The organism is Collinsella aerofaciens ATCC 25986 (genome assembly GCF_964237925.1).
In the GTDB taxonomy this organism is placed as follows: domain Bacteria; phylum Actinomycetota; class Coriobacteriia; order Coriobacteriales; family Coriobacteriaceae; genus Collinsella; species Collinsella aerofaciens_BJ.
Genome location: NZ_CAXSKI010000001.1, coordinates 1 through 24,812 on the forward strand (window position 1 = coordinate 1; position 24,812 = coordinate 24,812).

Genomic DNA, 24,812 nt, shown 5'->3' on the forward strand with positions numbered 1-24,812 from the left:
GCTGCGACGCGGAAATCGCGCGCCGTTGCCGCGCCCCGCAGTGCCCGCTTCCCCCGAGAACAATTATCAGTGCAGGTAGACAGCTTGTCGATTTTCGAAAAAGCAGACTATGGTTGACCCCTGCGGCTTAAACGTAGTAGATAGGCCCTTTTCGTGGCGCAGCACTACTGCACCCCAAATTGGCACCCCGAGCCCTCGTGAGTTGCCAACAAGCTGTTCGCCCAGCGCTTTATCCGCGCGGCATTCGGAAAATAGCACCACCGTAAGAACCCGCAAACAGCGCTATACGTTGCTATATCTCACTATACTTTGCTATATCTTGCTATACTTTGCTATATCTTGCTATATCTTGAGCAAAGGTGGCTCACATGCAAACAAACCCTTTTAAGCCCACAGCAGGTAAAACACCTCCCACGATTATCGGCCGCGAAGATGTACTTGAAGAATTCAGTGAAGGCCTCACCAACGGGCCTGGTGCCCCTGGGCGCCTAATGCGCATAGCCGGCGTCCGTGGAACGGGCAAGACGGTCCTCCTTGACGAGTGCTCACGTTTGGCGCAAAGCCGTGGCTGGACGGTCATAAAAGAGGTCGCAACCGAGGGACTTTGCCAACGCATTCTCGAACAGCTGCAGCCCAAATTCCAGGCCAAACACGCCAGATTTGAGCCCACCGTAGCTGGCATATCCATCGGCAGCATAGATATTGAGCGAATCGGCCCATCGCTACGCGACGCCATGAGACAGACAATATCCAAGAATGAAAATGGCCTGCTCATCACTCTCGACGAGGTTCAAGACGCAGAGCTCGATGAGGTCCGAACGCTCTCCATTGCGATTCAGCAGGTTATCGGCGAAGACCTTGATATCGCCTTTGTTTTTGCGGGGCTGCCTTCGATGATTGAAAGCATCATCAACGGAAAGACACTTACGTTTTTGCGCCGTGCCCTCCCCTTTGACCTGAAGGCTGTGGCAGTAACCGAAGTGTCGTACTCCCTCGAGGAAACCATTGAAGCGTCTGGCATGGAGTTGCAGCCAGGTATTGCCGGCCAACTTGCCGAGGCAACGCAAGGTTATCCTTTCATGATCCAACTCGTTGGATACTACGCATGGCAGTTGGCAAGACGCGCACATACACCGATTATTGGAGAAGAAGAAGCCGAGCGCGGCATTGCAACGGCACGCGAACGCTTCTGCGCCATGGTGATTGAGCCCGCGCTGCAGCGCATTCCGCCCACGTGCATCGCTTATCTGCTGAGCATGGCGTCTTTGGGGCAGACGAGCTCGACCAGCATGGTTGCCGACGCCCTAAACAAAACGCCTCAACAGGTGAGCTCCGTCCGCAGCCGCCTGTTAAGAGAATCGATTATCGAGGCTCCTTCGTACGGCAAGGTCTCATTTGCCATCCCCTACATGCGCGACTACCTCTACGAGCACAAAGCCGAACTGGAAGCTGAACTGTAGAAACGACAACTGCCCTGCAAGATGAAAACCGTTCCAGGAGCACTTCTTTGCCAACGCCACCGACGAGGCCATCATCGCCAAGGTCAAGGAGCTCCTGGGCCCTAATCGGACTATCTGCGCCTTCCCGTCGAACGCAGGCGGCGGCTGCCCAACACACAGGGCAGCCGCCGCTTTTTGCAATCGATTGGTGCAAAGGGGTTGACTAGAGTTCGCAGGCAACCTTGTAGCCGTCGCCGATGGCGTCGCGAATGTTGCCGCACTTGTTGGCGTCACCCAACACGTGGGTGGCAACACCGGCAGCGGCAAGGTCGTCGGCCAACTTGGTATTGGGACGATAGCCCATGGCAAGCACCAGCGTATCGGCATCGGCGATGGTGTGGATCTCGCCATCCTTCTCGTAGCTGATGGCGTCCTCGGTAATCTCGGTCACCTTGGCCTCGGTCAGCACGTGAACGCCCTTTGAGAGCATGCGCGTGATGAGCACCGCGCGACCGGCGCCGCCCTCGTTGGCGGCGAGCGTCTTGGTCATCTCGATAACGGTGACATCGCGATTGGCCGGCGACAGGTCGTTGACCAGCGGGGCCAGGTAATCTGCCGTCTCGCAGCCAACGGTGCCGCCGCCCACGATGACGATCTTCTTACCCGGGAAAGCCTTGCCGCCCAGCAGGTCGTCGGCCGTCATGACCTGCTTAAAGCCCTGCATGAAGGCCGGAGCGATGGGCTCGGCGCCATAAGCCAGGACAACCTCGTAGCCCGCGTAGTCACGCTGAATGTCCTCGGCAGTAAGCTCGGTGCCAAATATGCACTTCACGCCCGCCTCGGCCAGACGACGGTACTGATACTTGATCACGCGGGTGAGCTCCTGCTTTGCTGGCGGAACGGCCGCGATGCGCATCTCGCCGCCCGGTTCGTCCTGCTTGTCCACGAGCACCACGTTGTGGCCGCGCTTGGCGGCAATGAACGCCGCCTCCATGCCCGCAGGACCAGCGCCCACAACCAGTACGTTCTTGGCCTCGGCGGCAGACTCGTAACCGGCCTCGTCGCGCTCAACATCGGGGTTGACGGTGCAGGAGATGCGCTTGCCGAACATGATGCCGTTCAGGCAGCGCAGGCAGCCAATGCAGGGGCGGATATCGTCGGCGTTGCCGGCAGCGGCCTTATTGCAGAACTCGGCATCGCACAGATTGGCGCGGCCCATCATGCAGATGTCGGCAGCGCCGTCCTCGATCAGCTCCTCGGCGATCCAGGCCTCGTTAATGCGACCGACGGTGGCGACGGGAATGTTGACGTGCTTTTTGATCTCGCGCGAGCAGGCGGCATGCGAGGCCTGCTGGGTACCGGCGGCGGGAATTGCGGAGCCGCGCTTGATGGTGGTACCACCCGACACATGAATCATGTCGACGCCGGCCTTCTCCAGGCGACGCGAGACGTAGATCATGTCGTTGAGGGTCAGGCCGCCATCAGTGTACTCATCGCCCGAGATGCGGACGTCGATGATAAAGTCCTTGCCGCAGCGCTCGCGAATCTCGGCGATGACCTCGAGCAAAAAGCGCATGCGGGCGTCGAGCGAGCCGCCGTACTCATCGGTACGCTTGTTGTAGAGCGGGGTCAAAAAGCCGCCAAGCATGCCGTGGGCATGCGCCGCATGGACCTCGACGCCATCGACGCCAGCCTTCTGCATACGCACGGCAGCGTCGCCAAACTGATGCGTGAGCTCGTGAATCTCGTCGACCGTGATGGGGCGCGGTGCCTCGCGGGCGTAAGACGGGCCCACAAAGGACGGAGCGATCAGGCGCGGCGTGCCCGGAATGTTAAAGGCCATGTAGGCGGGATGGAAGAGCTGCGGCATGATCTTGCAGCCATACTCGTGGACGGCCGCGGCGAGCTTTTCCCAGCCGGGGATAAACGTGTCGTCGTAGCAGCACATGTCACCCGGCAGATAGGTATAGGTAGGCTCGACCGTCACGACCTCGGTAATGATGAGGCCCACGCCGCCCTTGGCGCGGGCACGGTAATGATCGACCAAGTCGTCGGTCACATAGCCATGATCGGCCAGGTTGGTGGACACCGGCGGCATAAAGACGCGGTTCTTGACCTCGGTTGTACCGACCTTGATCGGGCTAAAGAGCATCGGGTAGGCAGAGGACTCCATACAGGCTTCCTTTCGTTTAAGCCGCTCGGCGGCAGTTGCTAACGTACTTATCGTATCAGCAACCGCCGCGTCCGTCCCCGCTCGCACTCCCCCGCCTTTAATCCAATCCCCACAAAAAGTTGCGGTGGAATACGGAGTAGATAAGGCCTTTGACAGCCAAATCAGTCCGTATTTCACCGCAACTGATGGGCGGGATGGAGTTAAAGGCCCAGGTAGGTGGTCATGCCTTCGACGGCGAGTTTGGCACCAGCTACGGCGTGGACCACGGTGAGCGGGCCGTTGACCACGTCGCCGGCGGCAAAGACGCCAGGCACGGTGGTCATGCCGTGCTCGTCGACCGAAAGCAGGCCGCGATGGTCGGTCTCCAGACCGCCAGTTGTAAGCACGAGTTTGTCCTTGGGCACCTGAGACGCCGCAATCACAACCGTGTCGGCAGACGCATGGTCGAGCTCTTCCTCGTAGCCCACCACGTTGTTGTCCTCGTCAAAGATAGCCGTCTCGAACACCGGACCGTTATCGTCGATGGCGCAGATCGCCTTGCCGCACACAATCTCGGCACCGTCAAGCTCGGTCAGCTCCACCTCGTCATCGATGGCAGAGATATGGCGCGATCGGGCGTACACGGTAACCTTGCGAGCACCCGAGCGCAGGGCCGTGCGGGCAACATCCATGGCTACGTTGCCGGCACCGATTACGGCCACGTTTTCGCCGATCGCCACGCTCGTGGGGTCAACGAGGTAGTCGATGCCAAAGAGCACATTGCCGCGCGACTCGCCGGGAATACCCAGCTTTCGAGCTCGCCAGGTGCCGGTACCAACAAAGACCGCGTCGTAACCGTCGCGCAGCAGGTCGTCGATGTGGAGCGCACCGCCGATGGTGGTCGAGGGGCGAACGCGCACGCCGAGCGAGCACATCACGTGGCGGTACTTTTGCACGAGCGAACGCGGCAGACGGAACTCGGGGATACCGTACTCCAGCACGCCGCCGATCTCGGGCCGCTGCTCAAAAACAGTGACGGCGCAACCCAGCTGCGCCATCTTAATTGCCACGGTAATGCCGGCTGGGCCGGAGCCGACCACGGCGACCTGCTTGCCGCGCGACGGCGCGGGTCTCCACTCTTTGCGGTCCAAATACGCCGTGGAGATATAGTTCTCGATGCTCGAAAAATGCACGGGCGCGCCCTTGCGGCCCTGAATGCAAGCGCCCTCGCACTGGCCCGAATGATTGCACACCATGGAGCAGACCGCGCTCATGGGATTATTCTGGAACAGTAGCTCGCCCGCCTCTTGCAGACGGCGCTGCTTAAAGAGGTCGATAACCTGCGGAATGGGCGTCTGCACCGGACAGCCCTTTATTTGACAGAACGCCTTTTTGCAGCCCAGACAGCGATTTGCTTCCTCAACGATGTGGATAGCCACGCAATTCCCCTCTATCGACCTGGACGAAATCGGCTTCTTAAACCAATTTGCCCGAATTTATAACCATAGATACGTCAACAGTGCGGAAAAGGCCACCGAAAAGCATCTCACAAACGCGCAGTAGCAACCCTTCCCTCGCACGGAGCCACTGTGCAGCCCCGTCATCGAGATCAAAAGATTCGCCACCCCTACGAATGGCGAATCTCTCTACAGGCAGACGCCGTCTTTCCAGATACTGATCTCGTGGCAGCCGCGGCGCTCGGCACTCGTTAGCTTACCGCTCGCTGTATCCAGTACCAGCTGATACAGGTCGCGGGCAGCCTCGTCGAGCGTGCGTTCGCCTGTGGCAATCACGCCGGCGTTAAAGTCCATCCAGTTGGCCTTGTGGTCGCACAGACGCTGATTGGTGAACACCTTGAGGGTGGGCGCCGGTGCACCAAACGGCGTGCCGCGTCCAGTCGAGAACAGAATCACGTGACAGCCAGCAGCCGTCAACGCCGTGGTGGATACCATGTCGTTGCCCGGGCCGCACAGCATGTTCAGGCCATGCTTGGTGACCTGACCGGCATACGGCAGCACGTCGACGATGGGTGCGGAGCCGCCCTTTTGCACGCAGCCGCAACTCTTGTCCTCGAGCGTGGTGATGCCACCGTCCTTGTTACCGGGACTCGGGTTCTCGTAGACCACCTCACCATGGCTAATAAAGTAATCCTTAAAACCGTTAAGCATGTCAGAGGCAGCGTTAAAGACCTGCTCGTTCTCGCAGCGATCGAGCAGGATGCTCTCCGCGCCAAACATCTCGGGCACTTCGGTGAGCACCGACGTGCCGCCACGGGCGACGACCATATCGCTCACGCGACCGATCGTGGGGTTGGCGGTAATGCCCGAAAGACCGTCAGAGCCGCCGCACTTAAGACCAATAACCAGCTCTGAGGCCGGAATGGGCTCACGCTTGGCCTGCTTGGCCAGGTCAGCCAGCTCGGACAGAATCTTGTGGCCCTCGATCTGCTCGTCGGCTACATCCTGGCAGGTGAGAAAACGAACGCGCTCGTGATCGAAGTCACCGAGCTCGTCGAGCACCTGCTGATGCGTGCAGTTCTCGCAACCGAGCGACAAGAACAGCACGCCCGCGGCGTTTGCGTGACGCGACAGCGCCACCAGCAGACGACGGGTCTGGGCATGGTCGGCGCCGGTCTGTGAGCAACCGAACGGATGCGGGAAGTAATAGACGCCCTCCAACGAGCCCTCGACCAGGCCCTGAGCCTGCTCGCACATGGCACGAGCGACCTCGTTGACGCAACCGACGGTGGGAATGATCCAAAGCTCATTGCGCGTGGCGGCACGACCGTCGGCACGGCGGAAGCCCATAAAGGTCTCGGCCTCGACCGGCTCAACGACCGGATGTGTCGGATTGTAGGCGTACTCGATCTCACCCGAGAGGTTGGTCTTCACGTTGTGCGTGTGCAGCCACTGGCCGGGCTGAATGTCCTTCGTCACGTGGCCGATGGGAAGACCGTACTTGATGACATCCTCACCGGCTGCAATGGCGCGCACGGCCATCTTGTGACCCTGCGGGATATCCTCCGCGGCAACGACCTCGCCCACGCCGGGAACCTCGACGGCAGCACCCTTGGCGAGCGGCGACAGCGCAACGATGACGTTGTCGGCCGGATTGATCTGGATAGTGTTCATTACAAAGAGTCCTAACCCTACAGGTTGAGCAGAAGTCGAGTGACGCCCGCCAGTTACCCGGCGGGCGTACAGAAGGATTTAGGCCTGAGCGTTCGCGAACGCCTGCTTGACGCCCTCGGAGCGCACGACGGCGAGAGCGTTGACGACAAACTCCTCCAGGCCGGCGATCTGCGTAAGATCCTCGCCCCACATTTGCTCGTTGGAGAGCACATCGTGCACCAGCTCGGCGTCGTCGGCGCCGGCGTGAGCAGCATAGAAGTCGAGCACAAAGGCGTCGTCCTGAGCGGTGTACTCGGTGCCGTCGGAGCGACGCAGGTGCAGGCCGTCGCCCTCGCGGGACACGAGCTCCTGCGTGTAGAAGGAGATGAGCGTGGCCAGGCTCGTCGCCAGGCACTTGGGCAGGTTGCCGGTCTCGGCAGCGTAGTCCTTGAGCGTAGGCAGGTCGCGGGCACGCCACTTAGCCGTGGAGTTGAGGCAGATGGAGAGCAGCGCGTGGTCGATAAACGGGTTGTCGAAGCGGTTCTCAACAGCGGCGGCAAAGGCCTTGCAGTCCTCGACATCCAGGTCGGCGGCAAGCGTCGGAATGACCTCGTCGTAGAGCATAGTGTTCATGAAGCCGCGGACGGTCTCGTCGTGCATGCAATCGCGCACGATATCAAAGCCGGCAACCCAGGAACCCGGGACAAAGGCGGTGTGGGCGCCGTTGAGGATGCGGACCTTGCGCTTCTTGTACGGGGTGACGTCGGGGGTCACAAAGACACCCGGCAGACCGGCCTTCACGAAGGGCAGACGCTCCTTGAGCGATTCGTCACCCTGGATGCCCCACATCTGGAAGGGCTCACGCACGGCCAAGAACGGATCTTCATAGCCCAAGCGCTCGGCCACGGCAGCGGCCTCCTTGGGATCGCGGATGCGACCCGGAACGATGGTGTCGACGAGCGTGGTGCAGACGGTGCAGTCGTTGGCCATCCACTGCGAAAACTCGTCCTCCCAGCCCCAGTCGCTCACGTACTGGTTCATGATGCGCAGCAGCTCCTCGCCGTTATGGTCGATGAGCTCGCAGGCGAGCACGATGACGCCCTGCTTGCCGGCAGCCCAGCGGGCATGGAGCACCTGGGCAAGCTTGGCAGGGAAGCTCGCGGGGGGCATGTCGTCGGCCTTGCAGGACGGATCGTAGGCGATACCGGCCTCGGTGGTGTTGGAGACGATAATCTCCAGGTCGTCGGAAACGGCGACCTCCATCATGGCACGGTAGTCAGCCTCGCGATACGGATTGAGGCAACGGCTGCAGGCGCTGATCACGCGGGAATCGTCAACCGTGTCACCGTTCTCCTTGCCGCGCACCAGTACGGTGTACAGGCCATCCTGGGCATTGATACCATCGGCGAAATCGAAGGCACCGCTGATGGGCTGCACCATGACGACCTTGCCGTTCCAACCGGTGGCCTCGTTGCCCATATCGAAGAAACGATCGACGAAGGCGCGCAGGAAATTGCCCTCGCCAAACTGCAGGACCTTCTCGGGGGCGTCCTTGGGCAGCACGTAGCCCTCGTAGCCGATCTTCTCGAGCGTCTCGTAGCTGATGTTATTCATAGAGGTTTTCCTCTCAACTCAAGTCCCGGTACGGCATCGCCGCACCGGGTTGCATTCATGATTGTTTAAACAGCGGGACTATTTATCGATCGTCTCGATAGTGCTCTCGCCGATCTTGCCGCGCTCCCAGCGACCATTCGACAGGTCGTTGGAAATGGAATTGAACTTCTTCTCGGTAATGTCGTAGAGAGCGAAGATGATCAAGGCTGCCACCAGAAGGGCGCAAGCGGGATAAATCGTCAGAGCGCCCTTGATGCCAAGCAGCGTGGCGGCCGTCTGGGGCTTATTTGCCACATATCCGGTAAGGGCAAGGATGCCGCCGGAAATGATCGCGGCAAGGGATTGCGCAAGCTTACGAGAAAAGTTGAACGCGGCGTAGGTCGTACCCTCCTTGCGGATTCCCGTGTGCCATTCACCGTAATCGATAACATCGGAAACCAGGTTCCAGGTGATACCGTTGGGGATGGCAAGCGCGACGTAGCCGATGGTGACGAAGATGATGAACGTCACGGTATTGGTCGGCAGGATGAAGTTGAGGCCGTTTGCCACAGCGCCGACGATAAAGCAGGCGACGCACGTGCGCTTCTTACCGAAATGCTTGACGAGCGTCGGGATGGCGAGAATGGCGACAACCGACGTTCCGATCATGATGCCGTTGACAACGGGCTGCAACGCGATGTTACCCAGGTTGTACTGGCAGAAATACACCATCATGGTGTTGTTGGTGTTCATGGCCGAAATGGTAAACAGCGTAAGCAGGATAACTGCTCCCAGGTTCTTGTTGGTGAAAACGACCTTGAAATACGTGCTGAATGCGCTCGACTTCTTGCCGGCCTTTCCCGCAGCCTTCTCCTCGGCCTGTCGATCGATACGGATATGCTCGCGCGTTCCCAAAAAGCAGATGGCGAATCCGGCGATGCCGCACAGTCCCATGACGACAGCTGCAATCGTATAGCCGTGCGGATTGCCGTCGAGCGTGTCGCCACCCGCAAAGAACAGGACCAATGGGATGAACGCTACGCCCGTGATGAGCTGTGCGCAAAGCGAACCGGCCTGGCGCGTTGACGCCATGTGCGCGCGGTCATCGACGTCACGCGTCATTACCGTGGCCAGAGATCCGTACGGCACGTTGGTGAAGCTGTATACGACGCCCCAGATCATGTAAGTTATCAGCGCATAGGCAATTTTACCTGCCATGGGAATATCGGGCGCAGTGAAGGTCACCACGGTTAGAACGGCAAGGATCACGGCCGAAACCATCATGACCGGACGAAACCGACCGTGCTTGCCAATCTTCTTTCTACCGTCGACGAATGCACCGGCAATCGGGTCCATGAACGCATCGAAAATCTTGGTGACGGCGAAAATCAGGCTCACTACGCCCGGCGAAATCAGACAGATGTCAGTGTAGAACTTGGTCAGATAGGCTTGACCAAGATCGAACATGAATCCATTGCCCAAATCGCCAAAGCCATAGCAGATTTTCTCACGCCAGCTCAGCTTGATATCCTGCGAGCTCTGCATAGATCTCGAATCCGCCTGAGCAGACACGATCTGCTCGTTTTTCTGTTGCCCTGTTCCCATATGGTCCCTCCCCTTTGCAACCGATTTCACCAATCGGAGCACATACAGATCTATGCCTCGACGGTGCCCAAATCGAAGCCAAAGTAGCGAACGGAATTGTTGTAGCTGATATCGCGCACGATGGTGCCCAGCAGCTCCATGTCGGCCGGATACTTGCCCTGCTCAACCCACTCGCCGATCACGCTGCACAGCACGCGACGGAAATACTCGTGGCGCGGATAGGACAGAAAGGAGCGGGAGTCGGTGAGCATGCCGACAAAGTTGCCCAGGACGCCCTCGTTGGCCAGAGCCGTGAGCTGCTCGCGCATACCGACCTCGTTGTCGTTGAACCACCAGGCAGAGCCGTTCTGAATCTTGCCAGCGGTCGGGGCCTCCTGGAAGCAACCCATGACGGTATCGATCATGGTGTTGTCGATGGGGTTCAAGCTGTACAGGATGGTCTTGGGCAAGCCGCAGGTCTCCTGGATGGAGTTGAGGAAATCGGCGAGCTGGTCGGACGGCGTGTAGTTGGAGATGCAGTCATAACCGGTATCGGGGCCGAGCTTGGCGAACATGGCACGGTTGTTGTCGCGCTTGCAGCCAAAGTGCAGTTGCATGGCCCAGCCCAGGCGGACATACTCGCCCGCGACAAACTGCATAAAGGCGGTCTTGTACTTAAGGATCTCATCCTCGGTGAGCGGCTCGGCAGCCAGGCCCTTGGCAAAGATGGTCTCAATCTCATCGGCGGTAGCCGGGACATACATAACGTAATCGAGTGCGTGGTCGGAGGCGCGGCAGCCCAGCTCGTGGGCAACATCGTAGCGCTTGGAGATGGCGGACTTCATGCCCTCAAAGTCGCTGACCTCAACGCCGGCAACCTCGGAAAGGTGCTTGCAGTAGTCGGCGAACTCCTGGCCGCGCTCGATGCGCAGAGCGGCGTCGGGGCGCATGGCGGGAACGACCTGAACGTCAAAACTGTCATCGGCGGCAATCTTCTTGTGCCACTCAAAGCTGTCGGCGGGGTCGTCGGTAGTGCAGATCATGCGGACGTTGGACTGCTTGATCAGGTTGCGGCAGGTAAAGCTGGCCTCGGCGAGCTTGGCGTTGGCAAGGTCCCAGACCTCCTGGGCGGTCTTGCCGTTGAGGACGCCCTCGTAGCCAAAGTAGCGCTTAAGCTCCAGGTGGCTCCACTCAAAGACGGGGTTGCCAACGCAGCGACCCAGGGTCTCGGCCCACTTTTGGAACTTCTCGCGAGCAGGGGCGTCGCCAGTGATAAAACGCTCGTCGACGCCGTTGGCACGCATCAAGCGCCACTTGTAGTGGTCGCCGCCCAGCCAAACCTCGGTGATGTTCTCGAAACGCTTGTCCTCCCAGATCTCCTTGGGAGAAATGTGGCAGTGATAGTCGACGATGGGCATGCCCTCGGCAAAGTTGTGGAACAGCTCCTCGCCGGTCTTGGTGCTCAGCAGGAAATCCTGATCGTCCATGAAGTTTTTCATCAAACAACCCCTTTGTTTGCGGAGCGGGCGCACAATACGCTCGTCATCCTCTAGGTGAACGTTCACCATACTAATCCATTACGACTCAAAAGGTGAACGTTCACCTAACAACCATGGGGTGAACGGTAGGTTTTGCCCGTTCAACGGTTGCCGGAGCTGTGACTTGCATGCATTGCGGACCGGTTGGCGTCCCCGAACACCGAACTTGAGCGCTTTTGCTCAGGTGGGTCATGTCCCGACGTACATTTTTGGGAGTATTCAGCATTGGAGCGCGCCGTGCGCCATCCTCAGCGTCCTATTTGGAACGCAGATAGCGCCCGATCGGCATAAAAAGTGCCCCCGATGGCAAATTACGCCATCGGGGGCACTTAAAACAGTCGTTCTGCACCTCATTCAGGGCATGCCAATGCTGAATACTCCCAAAAATGCACGTCGCAAGAGGGGGTACCTGCTCAATCGGCTAAATACCCGCAAGTTCGCAGTAGCGGTCGACATTGCTGGCAAATACCATCTCGACGGCGCCCTTCTGGACGGGCTCCGTCGGGGTCCTTCCCCACAGCAAATAATCGCCCAGTGTCTTGGCGCCGCGATACGCCAGGCTCGTCGGGTCCTTATAGACAATATTGGTAAAGATACCGCGGCGCAAGGCCAGGGCGCTTTCGGGAAACAGGTCGTTGCCGATCACCATGACCTGACCGGCCTTGCCGGCCGAGACGAGCGCGTCGGCAACCACTTCGGAACCAACGGCAAAAACGCTACAGATAAGTTCAGGGGCGTCCGGCGCACTCAAGCGCTTTTCGAGCTCATGCTCGAGTTGTTTGACTTGCGCATGGGCACCTGCAAGATCCTCAACCTGCCATGGAATATCACGTTCGCGCAGGTAATTGTGGAAGGCGCGGGCGGTTAGATAGTGCGAATCGGTATATGGGTCGCCTGTCAAAAGGAGCACGCGGGCGTCGGCCCCAGAAGCATGGACCAGGTTTGCCGCCTGCTCGGCCATAAGGCTGCCTGCCGTCGAATAATCGGCCAAGCTCGCACCCAAACGATTCAAATGCGGACGGTCGCCGTCGACAAGCTCAATCGTCACGCCCGCCTCGGCGATCTGCCCCAAAAGCTCAGTCGCACGATCGTCGCCCGGCGCATAGGCGAGCAAGCCATCAATCTTCTCGCCCACCTGCAGACGCTCATCAATCTGCTCGAGCGCATCAGCGTAGCCGCCCACGCCAAATTCAACGCGCTCAACCGTAATGCCCCGGTCGATGACCTCCTGTTCAAAGCGATTGCAGCCTTCCCACAGGTAACGGAAAAAGTACGCTCCCTCGCGCGATGCGCGGGGCAGGCAAAACACCAGATTGATATCCTTGCGGCGCAGGCTCGAGGCACTCGTATTGCGATGGTAACCCATGGCCTCGGCCTTAGCATTCACCTTGGAGCGCACGGATTCGCTCACGCCGGCCTTACCCGTCAGGGCCTTGTGCACGGTATTGATGGAAACGCCAAGCTCGGCGGCTATGTCCTTCATGGTTACGCGAGCGCTCATGGGGATACTCCGTTATAGATAAGTTGCCAATTAACAGTACAGGTAACGATACCCCAAAATCGCTCTACAACTCGCCGCGCTCGCCCCCAAATGTGCAAAGCGCCCCGCGAACGGATGCTCGCGAGGCGCTTGGATGCCTAGACCTTATTTAATACCGCGGCCCAAGTCTTCGGCGATTTTGTCTACGCCCTTAAGTGCGGCACAGGTCTTTTTATTGGAGCAATGCCCCGTGCAAACGCCACCCTGAGCGCAGTCGGCGCAGGTGCCCTTGCGGTAGATGCGCACGCATACCGCGACAAACGCAATACCGATAACAGCCAGTACAACAATATCGATAGGTGCCATAGCAAGCCTCCTCTAGTTAGCCATCACTTACTTTACCCCATTCTCCACCTACCAAAAAGGGACAGGTTTATTTTGGTCAGTTTTATCTGCGGAAACGCCACATCTCCCCCATCAAAAAGCCCGAGTGTCGCTGGGACACCCGGGCTCGTGGAAAGGGGCTAATCCTTGTTCGGACTTAAGCGGAAACTGCGGCGGAAGCAGCGTTGGTCTCGTCCTCGTCGGTCCATACATGCTTAGGCATGGGACGGAAGATCTGGAAGAGCATCGCAACCAGCAGAACGATGGCTACAACCGTCCAAATACCAAACTGTCCAAGCACGAACAGGTTGTAGAACTGGTTGATGAACAGGCCGATGACCCATGCGAAGGCGCACTCGTAGCCGATGGCAATCGCGGTCCACTTGCCGGAGTCCATCTGGTTGCGGATGGTGCCCATAGCGGCAAAGCACGGAGCGCACAGCAGGTTGAATGCGCCAAAGGCAACGCAAGCGCCCATAGTCGGGAACATGCCGGCAAACGCGGTCCACAGGCTCGGGTCGGTCTCGCCCGCGTCGGCGACGGACAGCAGCGATCCGGCGGTGGCGACGACGTTCTCCTTAGCGACGAGGCCAGAGACGGTCAGCGCGGTGGCCTGCCAGGTGCTAAAGCCGAGCGGGGCGAAGATCCAAGCGACCAGGTTGCCGAGCATGGCAAGCACGGAGTAGTCCATGAACTCCTCGGGGATGCCGTCCATCGCAGGCAGGAAGCCAAAGGAACCATTGTAGCTACCAAAGTTGGACAGGAACCAAACCACGACAGTGGACGCGAAGATGACCGTGCCGGCCTTCTTGATAAAGGCCCAGCAGCGCTCCCACACGTGCAGCGCCCAAGAGCGGATCGCCGGGAAGTGGTAAGCGGGGAGCTCCATGACAAACGGGGTCGGGCGGCCGGCGAAGAGCTTGGTCTTCTTGAGCATGAGGCCCGAAGCAATGACGGCAAAGACGCCCAGGAAGTAGAAGAGCGGGCTGATCCACGCGGCGGTGGTGGAAGAATCGCCGATGATGGAACCCATGAGCAGGGCAATGATCGGCAGCTTGGCGCCACAGGGAATGAACGTGGTGGTCATGACCGTCATGCGGCGGTCCTTTTCGTTCTCGATGGTCTTGGTGGCCATGACGCCGGGGACGCCGCAGCCCGAGGACACGAGCATGGGGATAAAGGACTTACCGGACAGGCCAAAGCGGCGGAACACGCGGTCCATGATGAAGGCGACGCGGGCCATATAGCCGCAGTCCTCCAGGAAGGACAGCATGACAAACAGCAGGAACATCTGCGGGACGAAGCCGAAGATGGCGCCCAGGCCGCCGACGATACCGTCACAGACGAGCGAATCGACCAGGCCGCCGTCCTCGGTGCCACCCGCCACAAGGGCGTCGTGCACCACGGTGGTGATACCCGGAACATAGGGGCCGTACTGTGCCGGGTCGACCGAGTCGGCATTGTCGCCCGCAGCCTCGACGGCCGCGTCGTAGGCGTCGCGACCCTGGCCGAGCACATACCAACCGTCGGTACCGAAGAGCTGGTCGTTGGTGAAGTCGGTCACCGTGCCGCCCAAGGTAGAAACGGCGATGTAGTACACGCAGAACATGATGACCACAAAGATCGGCAGGCCCAGGATACGGTTGGTAACCACGCGGTCGATCTTCTCGGAGGTGCTCATCTTTGCCGGAGCCTTGGTGAGGCACTCGTCAATGATGTGGGCAATCACGCCGTAACGCTCGCCGGTGATGATGGACTCGGCGTCGTCGTCGCAGTCCTGCTCGCACTGGGCGACCAGCTGCTCCACGCGAGCGGCCTTCTCCTTGGTGAGGTTGATGAGCTTGCAGGCGTCTGCGTCACGCTCGAACAGCTTGACGGCGTAATAGCGGCGCTTGTTGGCGGGAACGCTCGCCGGAAGGTTGTTCTCGATGTGCGTCAGAACGTCCTCGATGGAGGAGTCGAACTTGTGCTCCGGCACCTGCCCCTTGGAAGCAGCGGACTTTTTGACCTGCTCGAACAGCTCCTTGATGCCCTTGTTCTTAAGAGCGGAGATCATCATGACCGGGCAGCCGAGCTTCTTGGAGAGCTTGTCCGTGTCGATCTTGTCACCGTTCTTCTCGACCAAGTCGGCCATGTTGAGGGCGACGACCACGGGCAGGCCGGTCTCGATAACCTGAAGCGCCAGGTACAGGTTGCGCTCGAGGTTGGTGGCATCGACAACCTGGACGACAACATCGGGCTCGCCGCTCATGAGGTAATCGCGCGAGCACTGCTCCTCGGGGCTGTAGGGGGAAAGCGAGTAGATGCCGGGGAGGTCCGTGATGGTAACGTTCTTGTCGCTTAGGAGCTTGGCTTCCTTTTTCTCAACCGTGACGCCGGGCCAATTGCCAACGTAGCCGTTGGCGCCGGTGATCAGGTTGAAAAGCGTGGTCTTGCCGCAGTTGGGGTTACCCGCCAGCGCGACATGGATCTGAGAATCCGCCATTCAATCCTTCTTCCTTGTGTGCCTGCGCTGCTTTCTCCGCGCAGGCTGGATAATGTGCTTCAAAGTTGCAGCATTAAGTTAGAAAAACCTAACTTTATCTGCAGAAATATACGCCGCGAGCCCTTACTGGACCTCGACGACGGCCGCCTCCTCCTTGCGGATGGAAAGCTCGTAGCCGCGCACGTTGATCTCGACCGGATCACCGAGCGGCGCGACCTTCACGACCTTGAACGAAGTGCCCTTGATGAGCCCCAGGTCCATAAGGTGGCGGCGAAGCGCACCCTCACCGTGAAGCTTGACGATGGTAGAGCTCTCGCCCACCTTAACGTCACCCAACGTCTTCATCCTCTTGTCCCCCTTTCGGTTTTTATGAAATGCTTCGGACTAACCGACGGTCATGATGTGCATGGCAACCTTGGAATCGATGCCAAAGCGTGCGCCCAGCACCGTGACGATGATATTGGCACCACTCGAGCTCACCACGTGGATTTCGTTGCCCTCGACAAAGCCGAGGTCCTTGAGGTGGTGTTTCATGTCCTCATTGCCCTTTACACGAGACACGCGCACGGTTTCGCCCGCTTTTACCATCGAAAGCGGCATGGCCGGCATCTGCGGTCCGCAAGACATGAGTTGCTCCTAACGTCAGTTCGTCCTCAACATCGACGCGATAAAAGTTAACCACGTCTATGTTCGCTTTAGTAAACTAGCACGCGGTTAACTTTTTGGAAAGGGTCCCCATTCAGATTTCGAAAAAGTTTCCTATACGAAACAAAAAGGCGCGGCAAAGGACCATCCTTTACCGCGCCCTATCATGCCTAGAGCGAGAGATTTCTGATCGACGTAACGCAGGAAGCCTCATCCACGCCCGAAACGCGGAACACAACATCCTCGCCGCACTCGCCGTAGAGAGCCATGAGTCCCATGACATCGCGGCCATCCGTGTGGCGATCGCCGATGCTGACTGACACGTCGCTACGATGCTTGGCAATGATGTCATAGAGCAGCGCAACCGGGCGGGCATGTAATCCCAACGGATCTTTAATCGTCTTTGTAAACTCGACCATGTCCCCTCCCACGACATCGCACATTCGGCCGGCAAACCCAGCCACGTGGTAGTTATTGTAGCGTTAGATGCTTGTTGAGGGCGGGACGGAAATCGCATCCCATTTCGAGCGTCAATGATGGGACACAGTTTCCGCCAGAAGGCTCAACCGGAAAGTGCGACCCGTTATTTGGCTGGATTCTGGGACGCAGTTTCCGCTGAGCGACCCTGGCGGAAAGTACATCCCATTCTGGACGCAAATTCCGGGACGCAGCTTCCTCGACGTCCGGTCACCCCATGCCCTCACAACCTCGGCGCATAAAAAACGAGGGAAGGCACGCGTCCTTCCCTCGTTGTGGGCATTATGTAGCCGCTCGCCTACATCAGGCGCAGGCTGACGTCCTTGAGCTGGGCGCCGGAAACGGCACTCGGGGCGCCCGACATAAGGTCGGAGCCGCTGGCCGTCTTGGGGAACGCCATGACGTCGCGGATGGAGTCGGAACCGGTGAGCAGCATGCACACGCGGTCCAGGCCCAGAGCGAAACCGCCCATCGGGGGCGCACCAAACTTGAGGGCCTCCATGAGGAAGCCAAACTGAGACTCGGCGCGCTCCTCGGTAAAGCCCAGGAGCTTGAGCATGGACATCTGCATCTCGGCGTTGTGGATACGCATACCGCCACCGCCGGCCTCAAAGCCGTCCATGACAAAGTCGTAGGTGCACGAACCGGCCGCCAGCGGATCGGCCTCGATCTTGGCGATGTCGGTCTCGGTCGGCAGGGTAAAGGGCTGATGCTCGGCAGCATAGGCCTTGCGGTCCTCGTCCCAATGGAACAGCGGGAAGTTGACGACCCACAGGAAGTCGTGGCCCTCGCGCTTGATCTCGAGCGCGTTGGCCATGTGGGAACGCATGCCGCCCAGGATCTCGTCAGAGAGCAGGCGCGGGCCGGCGGCGAACATCACAAGGTCGCCGGGCTCGACGTCCATGCGCTCGCGCAGAGCCGCCATCTCCTCGTCCGAGAAGAACTTGACGATGGGACTGTTGATGGAGCCGTCCTCGCGGAAGGCAATCCAGGCCAAGCCCTTGGCGCCAAACGTGGAGGCCACGCCGGCAAGCTTATCGATCTTGGCACGTGCCCAGGCACCAGCGCCCTTGGCGTTGATGGCCTTGACGACAGAGCCCTCCTCGTTTGCGGCAGTCGCAAAGACCTTGAACTTGGAGTTGGCAAAGATGTCGGTCAGGTCGACCAGGTGCATGCCATAGCGGGTATCGGGCTTGTCGGAGCCATAGGTGTCCATGGCATCCCAGTAGTCCATGCGACGCAGCGGCGTGGGCATCTCGACACCCATGCGGCCGAAGGCGTCGGCCAGGACCTCCTCGAGCGCGCTCATGACGTCGTTCTGGTCCACGAAGGACATCTCGATATCGACCTGGGTGAACTCGGGCTGACGGTCGGCACGCAGGTCCTCGTCGCGGAAGCACTTGGCAACCTGGTAGTAGCGCTCGACGCCACCGACCATGAGCAGCTGCTTCAGGAGCTGCGGGGACTGCGGCAGGGCGTAGAAGTTGCCCGGCTGAATACGGCTGGGAACGATGAAGTCGCGGGCGCCCTCGGGCGTGGACTTAAACAGGGAGGGCGTCTCGACTTCCATGAACTCACGGTTGTGCAGCGCCTCGCGAATGGCAAAGGTGAAGTCGGAGCGCAGCTTGAGGTTGGCCATCATCTCGGGACGGCGGAGGTCCAGATAGCGATAGCGCAGGCGAGTGTCCTCGCTGGTCTCGATGCCGTCCTCGATCTGGAACGGCGGGGTGACGGACGTGTTGAGCACCTCGGCGTGGTCGGTCAGGACCTCGATCTCGCCGGTCGCGAGCTTGGTGTTGGTGGTCTCCTCGCCACGGGCGCGCACGACGCCGTGAATCTTGATGGGCCACTCGGGACGCATGGTCTCGGCGATCTTAAAGGCATCGCCATCGGAGTGCTCGGGGTCGAAGGTGAGCTGCGTGATGCCCTCGCGGTCGCGAAGGTCGCAGAAGATAAGGCCGCCGTGGTCGCGGCGACGGCTCACCCAACCGGTGAGGGTGACCTCTTCGCCCACGTTCTCGAAGCGAAGCTCGCCGCAGGTACGGGTGTGCATGGAATGCTCATCGATGGGACGGGTCTGGCTCATACCAGTGATCCTCCTTTATGGATCTGTGCCGCCCCGTGTCGTTCCGGGCGGCGTCGTACAGATTTGCCCAGCCTGCGTAAACCGCGCAGCCAGACATGGCGTTCTATCTTATCGCACCTGTGTCGATGTACCGCGAAAAAGTAGCTCCTGCCCAAAGACTTGACGGAGACGAAACAATTGACGCACCGCGGCACCCGCCCGCGCTATTCACGTGCGACAATATGCCCCAATAAAACAGCACTTGGAAAGGCCCGTCATGACTGCACGCCTCATTGTTATGGATATCGACTCCACGCTCATCAACCAGGAGGTCATCGACCTGTTGGGCGAGGAGGCCGGCGTGGGCGAGCAAGTTGCGCAAATCACCGAGCGCGCTATGCGCGGCGAGCTCGACTTTAAGCAGGCGCTTGAGGAGCGCGTGGGGCTGCTTGCCGGCTTGGATGAGAGCGTGTTCGAGCGCACCTTTGAGCGCGTGACATTTACCCCCGGCGCGCTAGAGCTTGTGCGCTCGGCGCACAGCAAGGGCTGGAAGGTCGGCGTGGTAAGCGGCGGCTTCCGCGAGGTCGCCGACAAGATCGTGGCTGCCGCGGGTATCGACTTTTGTCTGGCCAATCGTCTGGAGGTCGTGGACGGCAAGCTCACCGGTAAGTTAGCTGCCGACATTGTGACCAAGGAGTCCAAGCTCATCCAGCTGCTGGACTGGGCAGTTGAGTGCGGTGTCGACATGGCCCATACCGTGGCAATCGGCGACGGCGCCAACGACATCCCCATGATTCAGGCCGCGGGCATGGGCATCGCGTTTTGCGCCAAGCCCAAGACGCGCGAGGCCGCCCCGTTTGCCATCGACGAGCGCAACCTGATGCTCGCCATGGATATCATCCTGCGTGACTAGCCGATCCGTTTAACAATTGAATCAGTCTGTCCTATAGTTTCCGAACAATTTTATCTTAGTGTTCGGAAACATACCCTTTGAGTGCTAGACTTTGCGCCGTCGAAGGGAACATATATGGATAAGCGAGATCTAGAGCAGCTACTGAGCGATGTTGCCGGCGGATCAGTCACCCCTGCCGACGCCCTCACACGCATCCAGACGGCTCCGACCGCCGATTTAGGCTTTGCGCAGCTCGATCTTTCGCGCGGAGTGCGCCAGGGAGCCGGCGAGGTTGTCTACGGTGCCGGTAAAACCGCCGAGCAAATTGCCGCCATTATCGAAGCGCTGCGCGATGCCGGCCAGGAGCGCATCCTGGTCACGCGCCTGGATGCCGAAAAGGCAGCCCGCACCTCGGAGCTCCTCGGCAACGGCATCGACCTGGGATATGTCCCGGACGCGCAGCTCGCCCTCGTGGGCGGCAAGCCCTCCCCTACCGGCAACGGACGCATCGTCGTCGCCTGCGCCGGCACGAGCGACCTGCCCGTCGCCGAGGAAGCCGCGTTGACGGCCGAGTTCTATGGCAACGAGGTCGACCGCCTCTACGACGTAGGCGTCGCCGGCCTGCACCGCCTACTCGCGCATGCCGAGGAACTTGCCCAGGCACAGGTGGTCATCGCCATCGCCGGCATGGAGGGCGCGTTGGCGAGCGTTATCGGCGGCCTGGTGAGCTGTCCGGTCATCGCCGTTCCCACCAGCGTGGGCTACGGCGCAAGTTTTGGTGGCGTAGCCGCACTGCTCGCCATGCTCAACTCCTGTGCCAGCGGCGTATCGGTCGTCAATATCGACAACGGCTTTGGCGCCGCTTACCAGGCAAGTCTTATCAATCATCTGAGCGCCGGCACACCCCGCGCCCGCTAAGGAGCATTCCATGTCCAATCATCAGCACACGCTTATCATCGACGGCACCTCGGGCATCAGCGGCGATATGACCGTCGCGGCCCTGCTCGACCTGGGCGCCAGCGAGGAGCACCTGCGCAAACAGCTCGCCACACTGCCGGTCGACGGCTTTACGATCGCCGTCACGCGCGTAAACAAGCATGGCATCGACGCCTGCGATTTCGACGTCCAGCTTGCAGAGGAGCTCGAGAACCACGATCACGATATGGCCTGGCTCTACGGCAACGAAGCAGCCGTCGAGCACACGCACGAGCATGAGCACCACCATCATGACCATGGCGAGCACGAACAAGAGCACTGCCACGAGCATGACCATGAGACCCACGGCCATGGCCACGAGGGTCATCATCACGCCCACCACCATCACCATCGTTCTTTGGCGGATGTCACTGCCATCATCGATGGCTCACGGCTAAGCGATGGTGCCAAGCGTCGTGCCCTCGCCATTTTTTCCGTACTCGCTGATGCCGAGGCAAAGGCTCACGGCAAAACGCCCGACACCGTCCTGTTTCACGAGGTGGGCGCCGTCGACTCCATCGTCGACGTCTGCTCTGTCGCCATCTGCCTCGACGATCTGGGTATTGAGGATATCGTGGTCGAGTCGCTCTCCGAGGGCCACGGAACCATCCGTTGCGCCCACGGCCTCATGCCCATTCCCGTCCCCGCTGTCGTCAACCTGTGTCAGGCGGGCAATATCGCCCTCACGCCTGCACCGGTCGCCGGCGAGCTCGTGACGCCGACGGGCGCCGCCATCGTCACCGCGCTGCGTACGTCCGACCAGCTGCCCTCACGCTACCGCATCGAAGCCGTCGGCTACGGCGCCGGCAAGCGTCCCTACGAGGGTTGCTCCGGTACGCTCCGCTGCCTGCTCGTTCACGCGGACGCATAGCCATGGATGCCCGCAAAACCAAAAGCCGCGCCGCCATCGTCGCAGCATTTTCCGAGCTCCTTCGCGAGGAGGACTACGGCAAGATCACCGTCGGCGACATCATCGCGCGTGCTCATGTAGGCCGCGCGACATTCTACGGCCTCTTCAAGAGCAAAGATGACCTACTGTCCGAACTCGTGAGCGACATCTGCACCCACGCCCTCGACGACGATGGCACACCGCTCGATGATCCGCTCGTACAAGTCGAGCATATCCTCAACAACCTCTGGGAACGTCGCCAAGGCGTCCGAGCGCTGGTAGCTGGCGCCGGCTCACGCGTCTTCGCCGACTGCTTACGCAAGACCATCATGTCGCGAGCAGCCGAAACCGTGCCCGTCGACCCCTCAGGCCCCGCCGGCACCATGGACCGCAGTTTCCTACTACACCACATAGCCTCAAGCTTCGTAGCAACCGTCCAATGGTGGGCCTGGCACAACTTCCAAGCAGCCAAAGCCGACGTAGCCAAAGACTACCTATCAGCCATTAAGCCTCTCTTCAACTGAGTAAACCCCTCATCCCAAAGTTCCGACCTCATCTCAAAGCGCCGCCCCAACCCAAAGCACAATCCATCCCAAAGTGTCGACAGAAGCCCAACGCCCCTACCAGCAACAAGCCCCTCCCATCCAAATTCAGATATATATTGGGTTGCTTGTACGAACGCAACAAAGATCCCGCAGCTGTCCGCATGGGGTAACTTCCCAGCGCATTCCGCAGGACGCAAAAAGGCTCGCCGCACGAAGTGCGCAGCGAGCCTTTTTGCATGTCCGAGGACGCGCTGGGAAGTTACCCCATGCGGCCAGCGGACAACTATGTAGCCTCAGACTAGAACATGCCCAAGAAACCATGCACAAACAGCGCGGCCAGAGCGGCACCGACAAACGGAGCGATGCCAGGAACAAGCAGGCCATACTTCCAGTTGTTGTCGGCCTTATTCTTGATCGGCAGCACCTGATAGGCCATACGAGGACCAAGGTCACGAGCCTGGTTCATGGCGAAGCCGGTGATGCCGCCCATGCCCATGCCAACAGCCCAAACGATCAGGCCAACGCAGATGGCGAGCATCAGGACGTTCTCGCCAGCGCGGCTAGCAGCAGCAAGGATGGCGCTGATGAACACAAAGGTGCAGATAGCCTCGCAGAAGAAATTACGGGCATAGTTCGTACCCTCGGTGGTGGGGTTGGTCGAGAAAATGTTGCGCTGGGCAATGGGGTCGACGACGCCCTCGGAAGCCTTGAACTCATCGGCATACATAAGCCAAGCGATTACAGCGCCCACAAAGCCGCCGAGCATATCGGCAATCATGAAGGGGATGCAGCTGCTCCACGGCACCAGGCCGACGATGCACTGGGCAAGCACCATGGCGGGGTTCATGCACACGGCACCGCCAAAGACAAACAGGCAGACCGAGATGCCAAAGGACCAGGTGGTGATGGCAAACATATGGCCGGAGCCCTGATACTTGGTACCCTTAAGCACGGTATCGCAGTGCACACCCACGCCAAAGATGATCATGAGGGCCGTTGCGCCGAATTCGCAGAGGAGTTTGGTAAGCATAAAACCTTATCTTTCTTGTCGGTTATAAACGATTCGTTTAGGCCGCGTACTAGTGCTGTGCGACGACAACGCCCAGGCCATCGGGAATGACGGCCACCTTGGCATCGGCACCCTTCATCTCAAAGGCGAGCTTGAGCGCCTCATCGAGGGTGTTGACCGGCGTCATGTGCATATCCTTGATCATCTGGTGATCGCACAGGTCGGTGACCATGATCACAGGGTGATGCGCCAGGATGCGGGCAAAGATCTGGCTCGTCCACTGGTCGGGCAGGGTCTCGTCCTTAGGACGGTCGATGCAGGCACGCTCAAACTCCGCCGGATCGTTGTCGGCGATGTTGTGATAGAAGCCCTCGCCACCGTGACCGTCGGCACAGCCGGCGACGTCGATGATCACGCCGCCCTCGGGAAGCGTAGCCTCGGCAGAGCACATGCCCTTCACGGCCTGATAGATGTTCTGGTCGAGCGGGTAGCCGCCGTTGGTGGTAATGGCAATCTCGCACTCGACGGGCTCAACGCCGGCAAGGCTCTTCACGAACTCGCAGCCAGCCTCGTGCGCCTTGTGGATGTCGCCGGCAAAGGAGCCGATGACCTCGTGCTTGCCGTTGAGCACCACGTTGAGCACAAAGGCAAGGTGAGCCATCTCGGCAGCGGCAAACATGTCCTCGCTCACGTGGTTGTGGCACAGGTTGCCGGCACGCGAATGGGAATCGTTCACAAACTGACCGTTGTGGTTGTACATGATGGTCTTGTAGCTGGCGATGCCAGGCAGGACGGACTTGCGGCTACCAGAGAAACCGGCAAAGAAGTGCGGCTCAATAAAGCCCTCGGCAAGCAGCAGATCGCAATCGGCAGCAATCTTGTTGATGATGCACTCGCCGCCAGAAGGCAGGGTGCCGATCTTTTTCATCATGCTGTCATCGGTCGCGACGTGCATAACGATTTCCTCGTTGGCAACGATCTCCTCGCCGTACTTGTTGACGAGTTCCTCATGCGTCGACGGACGATGCATACCCGTAGCAACCAAAATGCGCACGCGAGCCTCGGGCGCAGCGGAATGGATGTGATGCAGCAGAATAGGCATCGTCACACGCGAGGGAACGGGACGCGTATGGTCGGAGCTAATGATGACGATATCCTTCTTGCCAGCACAAAGCTCCTCGAGCGACGGCGAGCCATAAGGGTTGGCAAGCGACTCCTCTACCAGCTCTTCCTGCGATTTCGTGGTCTTAAACTCGTTTTGATGACCTTCCATCACACCCGCGAAGTTCTTATCCCCGAGCTCCAGATGCAACGTCTTGTGGTCAAACGGTAGTTCACATTCAAACAATGACGAGCGCCCTCTTCCTTTCAACTGACACACTAGATAAACCGTTGGAAGGATACGCCGCTCACCGAAAAACACCACCGTCCACCGACTCATTAACACAACGTTCATATTTGACCCACAACAAAACGGCCGCGACCCCAAACGGGACCGCGGCCGCTACAGTCGTAAGGCGAGAAGCACCCCATGCATCTCAATCCCGATC

Annotated in this window: 20 protein-coding genes; 5 read left to right on the plus strand and 15 right to left on the minus strand. The window is 59.6% G+C overall.

All coding sequences use genetic code 11. The annotated features are described in order from the left end of the window. Positions 1–368 precede the first annotated feature (368 nt). Complete coding sequence (locus ACESWY_RS00005; protein ID WP_373092955.1) at positions 369–1,460, plus strand: ATP-binding protein; 1,092 nt, start codon at positions 369–371, stop codon at positions 1,458–1,460. 202 nt (positions 1,461–1,662) lie between these two features. Here the strand turns inward: ACESWY_RS00005 and ACESWY_RS00010 are convergent, their stop codons facing one another. The 13 genes from ACESWY_RS00010 to aspS all read right to left on the minus strand — a co-directional run bounded on the left by ACESWY_RS00010 (position 1,663) and on the right by aspS (position 18,973). Beyond that, entirely contained in the window at positions 1,663–3,612 is a 1,950-nt protein-coding gene (locus ACESWY_RS00010) for an oxidoreductase (RefSeq protein ID WP_373092953.1), read from the minus strand. Between the two features lie 200 nt (positions 3,613–3,812). Next, positions 3,813–5,030 (minus strand): FAD-dependent oxidoreductase, encoded by a 1,218-nt coding sequence (locus ACESWY_RS00015; protein WP_373092951.1) that lies wholly within the window; start codon positions 5,028–5,030, stop codon positions 3,813–3,815. A gap of 207 nt (positions 5,031–5,237) precedes the next feature. Continuing rightward, positions 5,238–6,722, minus strand: a complete 1,485-nt coding sequence (locus ACESWY_RS00020; RefSeq protein ID WP_373092949.1) for a UxaA family hydrolase — start codon at positions 6,720–6,722, stop codon at positions 5,238–5,240. Between the two features lie 78 nt (positions 6,723–6,800). After that, a complete protein-coding gene (locus ACESWY_RS00025) occupies positions 6,801–8,315 on the minus strand; it encodes a tagaturonate reductase (RefSeq protein WP_373092947.1) in 1,515 nt (504 codons plus the stop codon). A 78-nt stretch (positions 8,316–8,393) separates the two neighbouring features. Further along, positions 8,394–9,899: a glycoside-pentoside-hexuronide (GPH):cation symporter gene (locus ACESWY_RS00030; protein WP_368145783.1), complete on the minus strand. Its 1,506-nt coding sequence runs from the start codon at positions 9,897–9,899 to the stop codon at positions 8,394–8,396. Between the two features lie 50 nt (positions 9,900–9,949). Continuing rightward, positions 9,950–11,377, minus strand: a complete 1,428-nt coding sequence (gene uxaC, locus ACESWY_RS00035) for a glucuronate isomerase (protein WP_373092944.1) — start codon at positions 11,375–11,377, stop codon at positions 9,950–9,952. 460 nt (positions 11,378–11,837) lie between these two features. Next, entirely contained in the window at positions 11,838–12,917 is a 1,080-nt protein-coding gene (locus ACESWY_RS00040; RefSeq protein WP_373092942.1) for a substrate-binding domain-containing protein, read from the minus strand. Positions 12,918–13,061: 144 nt separating this feature from the next. Beyond that, the gene (locus tag ACESWY_RS00045; RefSeq protein ID WP_035136858.1) at positions 13,062–13,262 is read right to left on the minus strand and encodes a hypothetical protein; all 201 of its coding nucleotides are present in this window, start codon (positions 13,260–13,262) and stop codon (positions 13,062–13,064) included. Positions 13,263–13,437: 175 nt separating this feature from the next. Continuing rightward, positions 13,438–15,765 (minus strand): ferrous iron transporter B, encoded by a 2,328-nt coding sequence (gene feoB, locus ACESWY_RS00050; protein ID WP_373092938.1) that lies wholly within the window; start codon positions 15,763–15,765, stop codon positions 13,438–13,440. A gap of 123 nt (positions 15,766–15,888) precedes the next feature. Next, complete coding sequence (locus tag ACESWY_RS00055) at positions 15,889–16,110, minus strand: FeoA family protein (RefSeq protein ID WP_006234774.1); 222 nt, start codon at positions 16,108–16,110, stop codon at positions 15,889–15,891. A gap of 39 nt (positions 16,111–16,149) precedes the next feature. Beyond that, positions 16,150–16,392, minus strand: a complete 243-nt coding sequence (locus tag ACESWY_RS00060; RefSeq protein ID WP_022094360.1) for a FeoA family protein — start codon at positions 16,390–16,392, stop codon at positions 16,150–16,152. 188 nt (positions 16,393–16,580) lie between these two features. Beyond that, positions 16,581–16,829: an HPr family phosphocarrier protein gene (locus tag ACESWY_RS00065; RefSeq protein ID WP_171025131.1), complete on the minus strand. Its 249-nt coding sequence runs from the start codon at positions 16,827–16,829 to the stop codon at positions 16,581–16,583. Positions 16,830–17,185: 356 nt separating this feature from the next. Further along, a complete protein-coding gene (aspS, locus tag ACESWY_RS00070; protein WP_373092933.1) occupies positions 17,186–18,973 on the minus strand; it encodes an aspartate--tRNA ligase in 1,788 nt (595 codons plus the stop codon). Positions 18,974–19,229: 256 nt separating this feature from the next. Here aspS and serB point away from each other — a divergent pair, with 256 nt between their 5' ends. The 4 genes from serB (at position 19,230) to ACESWY_RS00090 (ending at position 22,232) form a co-directional block, all read left to right on the plus strand. Next, positions 19,230–19,865 (plus strand): phosphoserine phosphatase SerB, encoded by a 636-nt coding sequence (serB, locus tag ACESWY_RS00075; RefSeq protein ID WP_373092931.1) that lies wholly within the window; start codon positions 19,230–19,232, stop codon positions 19,863–19,865. A gap of 114 nt (positions 19,866–19,979) precedes the next feature. Then, complete coding sequence (gene larB / locus ACESWY_RS00080; RefSeq protein WP_161115466.1) at positions 19,980–20,762, plus strand: nickel pincer cofactor biosynthesis protein LarB; 783 nt, start codon at positions 19,980–19,982, stop codon at positions 20,760–20,762. 10 nt (positions 20,763–20,772) lie between these two features. Next, entirely contained in the window at positions 20,773–21,690 is a 918-nt protein-coding gene (gene larC / locus ACESWY_RS00085) for a nickel pincer cofactor biosynthesis protein LarC (RefSeq protein WP_373092928.1), read from the plus strand. Positions 21,691–21,692: 2 nt separating this feature from the next. Further along, a complete protein-coding gene (locus tag ACESWY_RS00090; RefSeq protein ID WP_373092926.1) occupies positions 21,693–22,232 on the plus strand; it encodes a TetR/AcrR family transcriptional regulator in 540 nt (179 codons plus the stop codon). 319 nt (positions 22,233–22,551) lie between these two features. On the opposite strand, the gene larD is transcribed toward ACESWY_RS00090, so the two are convergent. Continuing rightward, a complete protein-coding gene (gene larD, locus ACESWY_RS00095) occupies positions 22,552–23,283 on the minus strand; it encodes a D/L-lactic acid transporter LarD (protein WP_152067525.1) in 732 nt (243 codons plus the stop codon). 49 nt (positions 23,284–23,332) lie between these two features. Next, positions 23,333–24,610, minus strand: coding sequence for a nickel-dependent lactate racemase (gene larA, locus ACESWY_RS00100; RefSeq protein ID WP_373092924.1), 1,278 nt, complete (start codon positions 24,608–24,610; stop codon positions 23,333–23,335). Positions 24,611–24,812 lie beyond the last annotated feature (202 nt).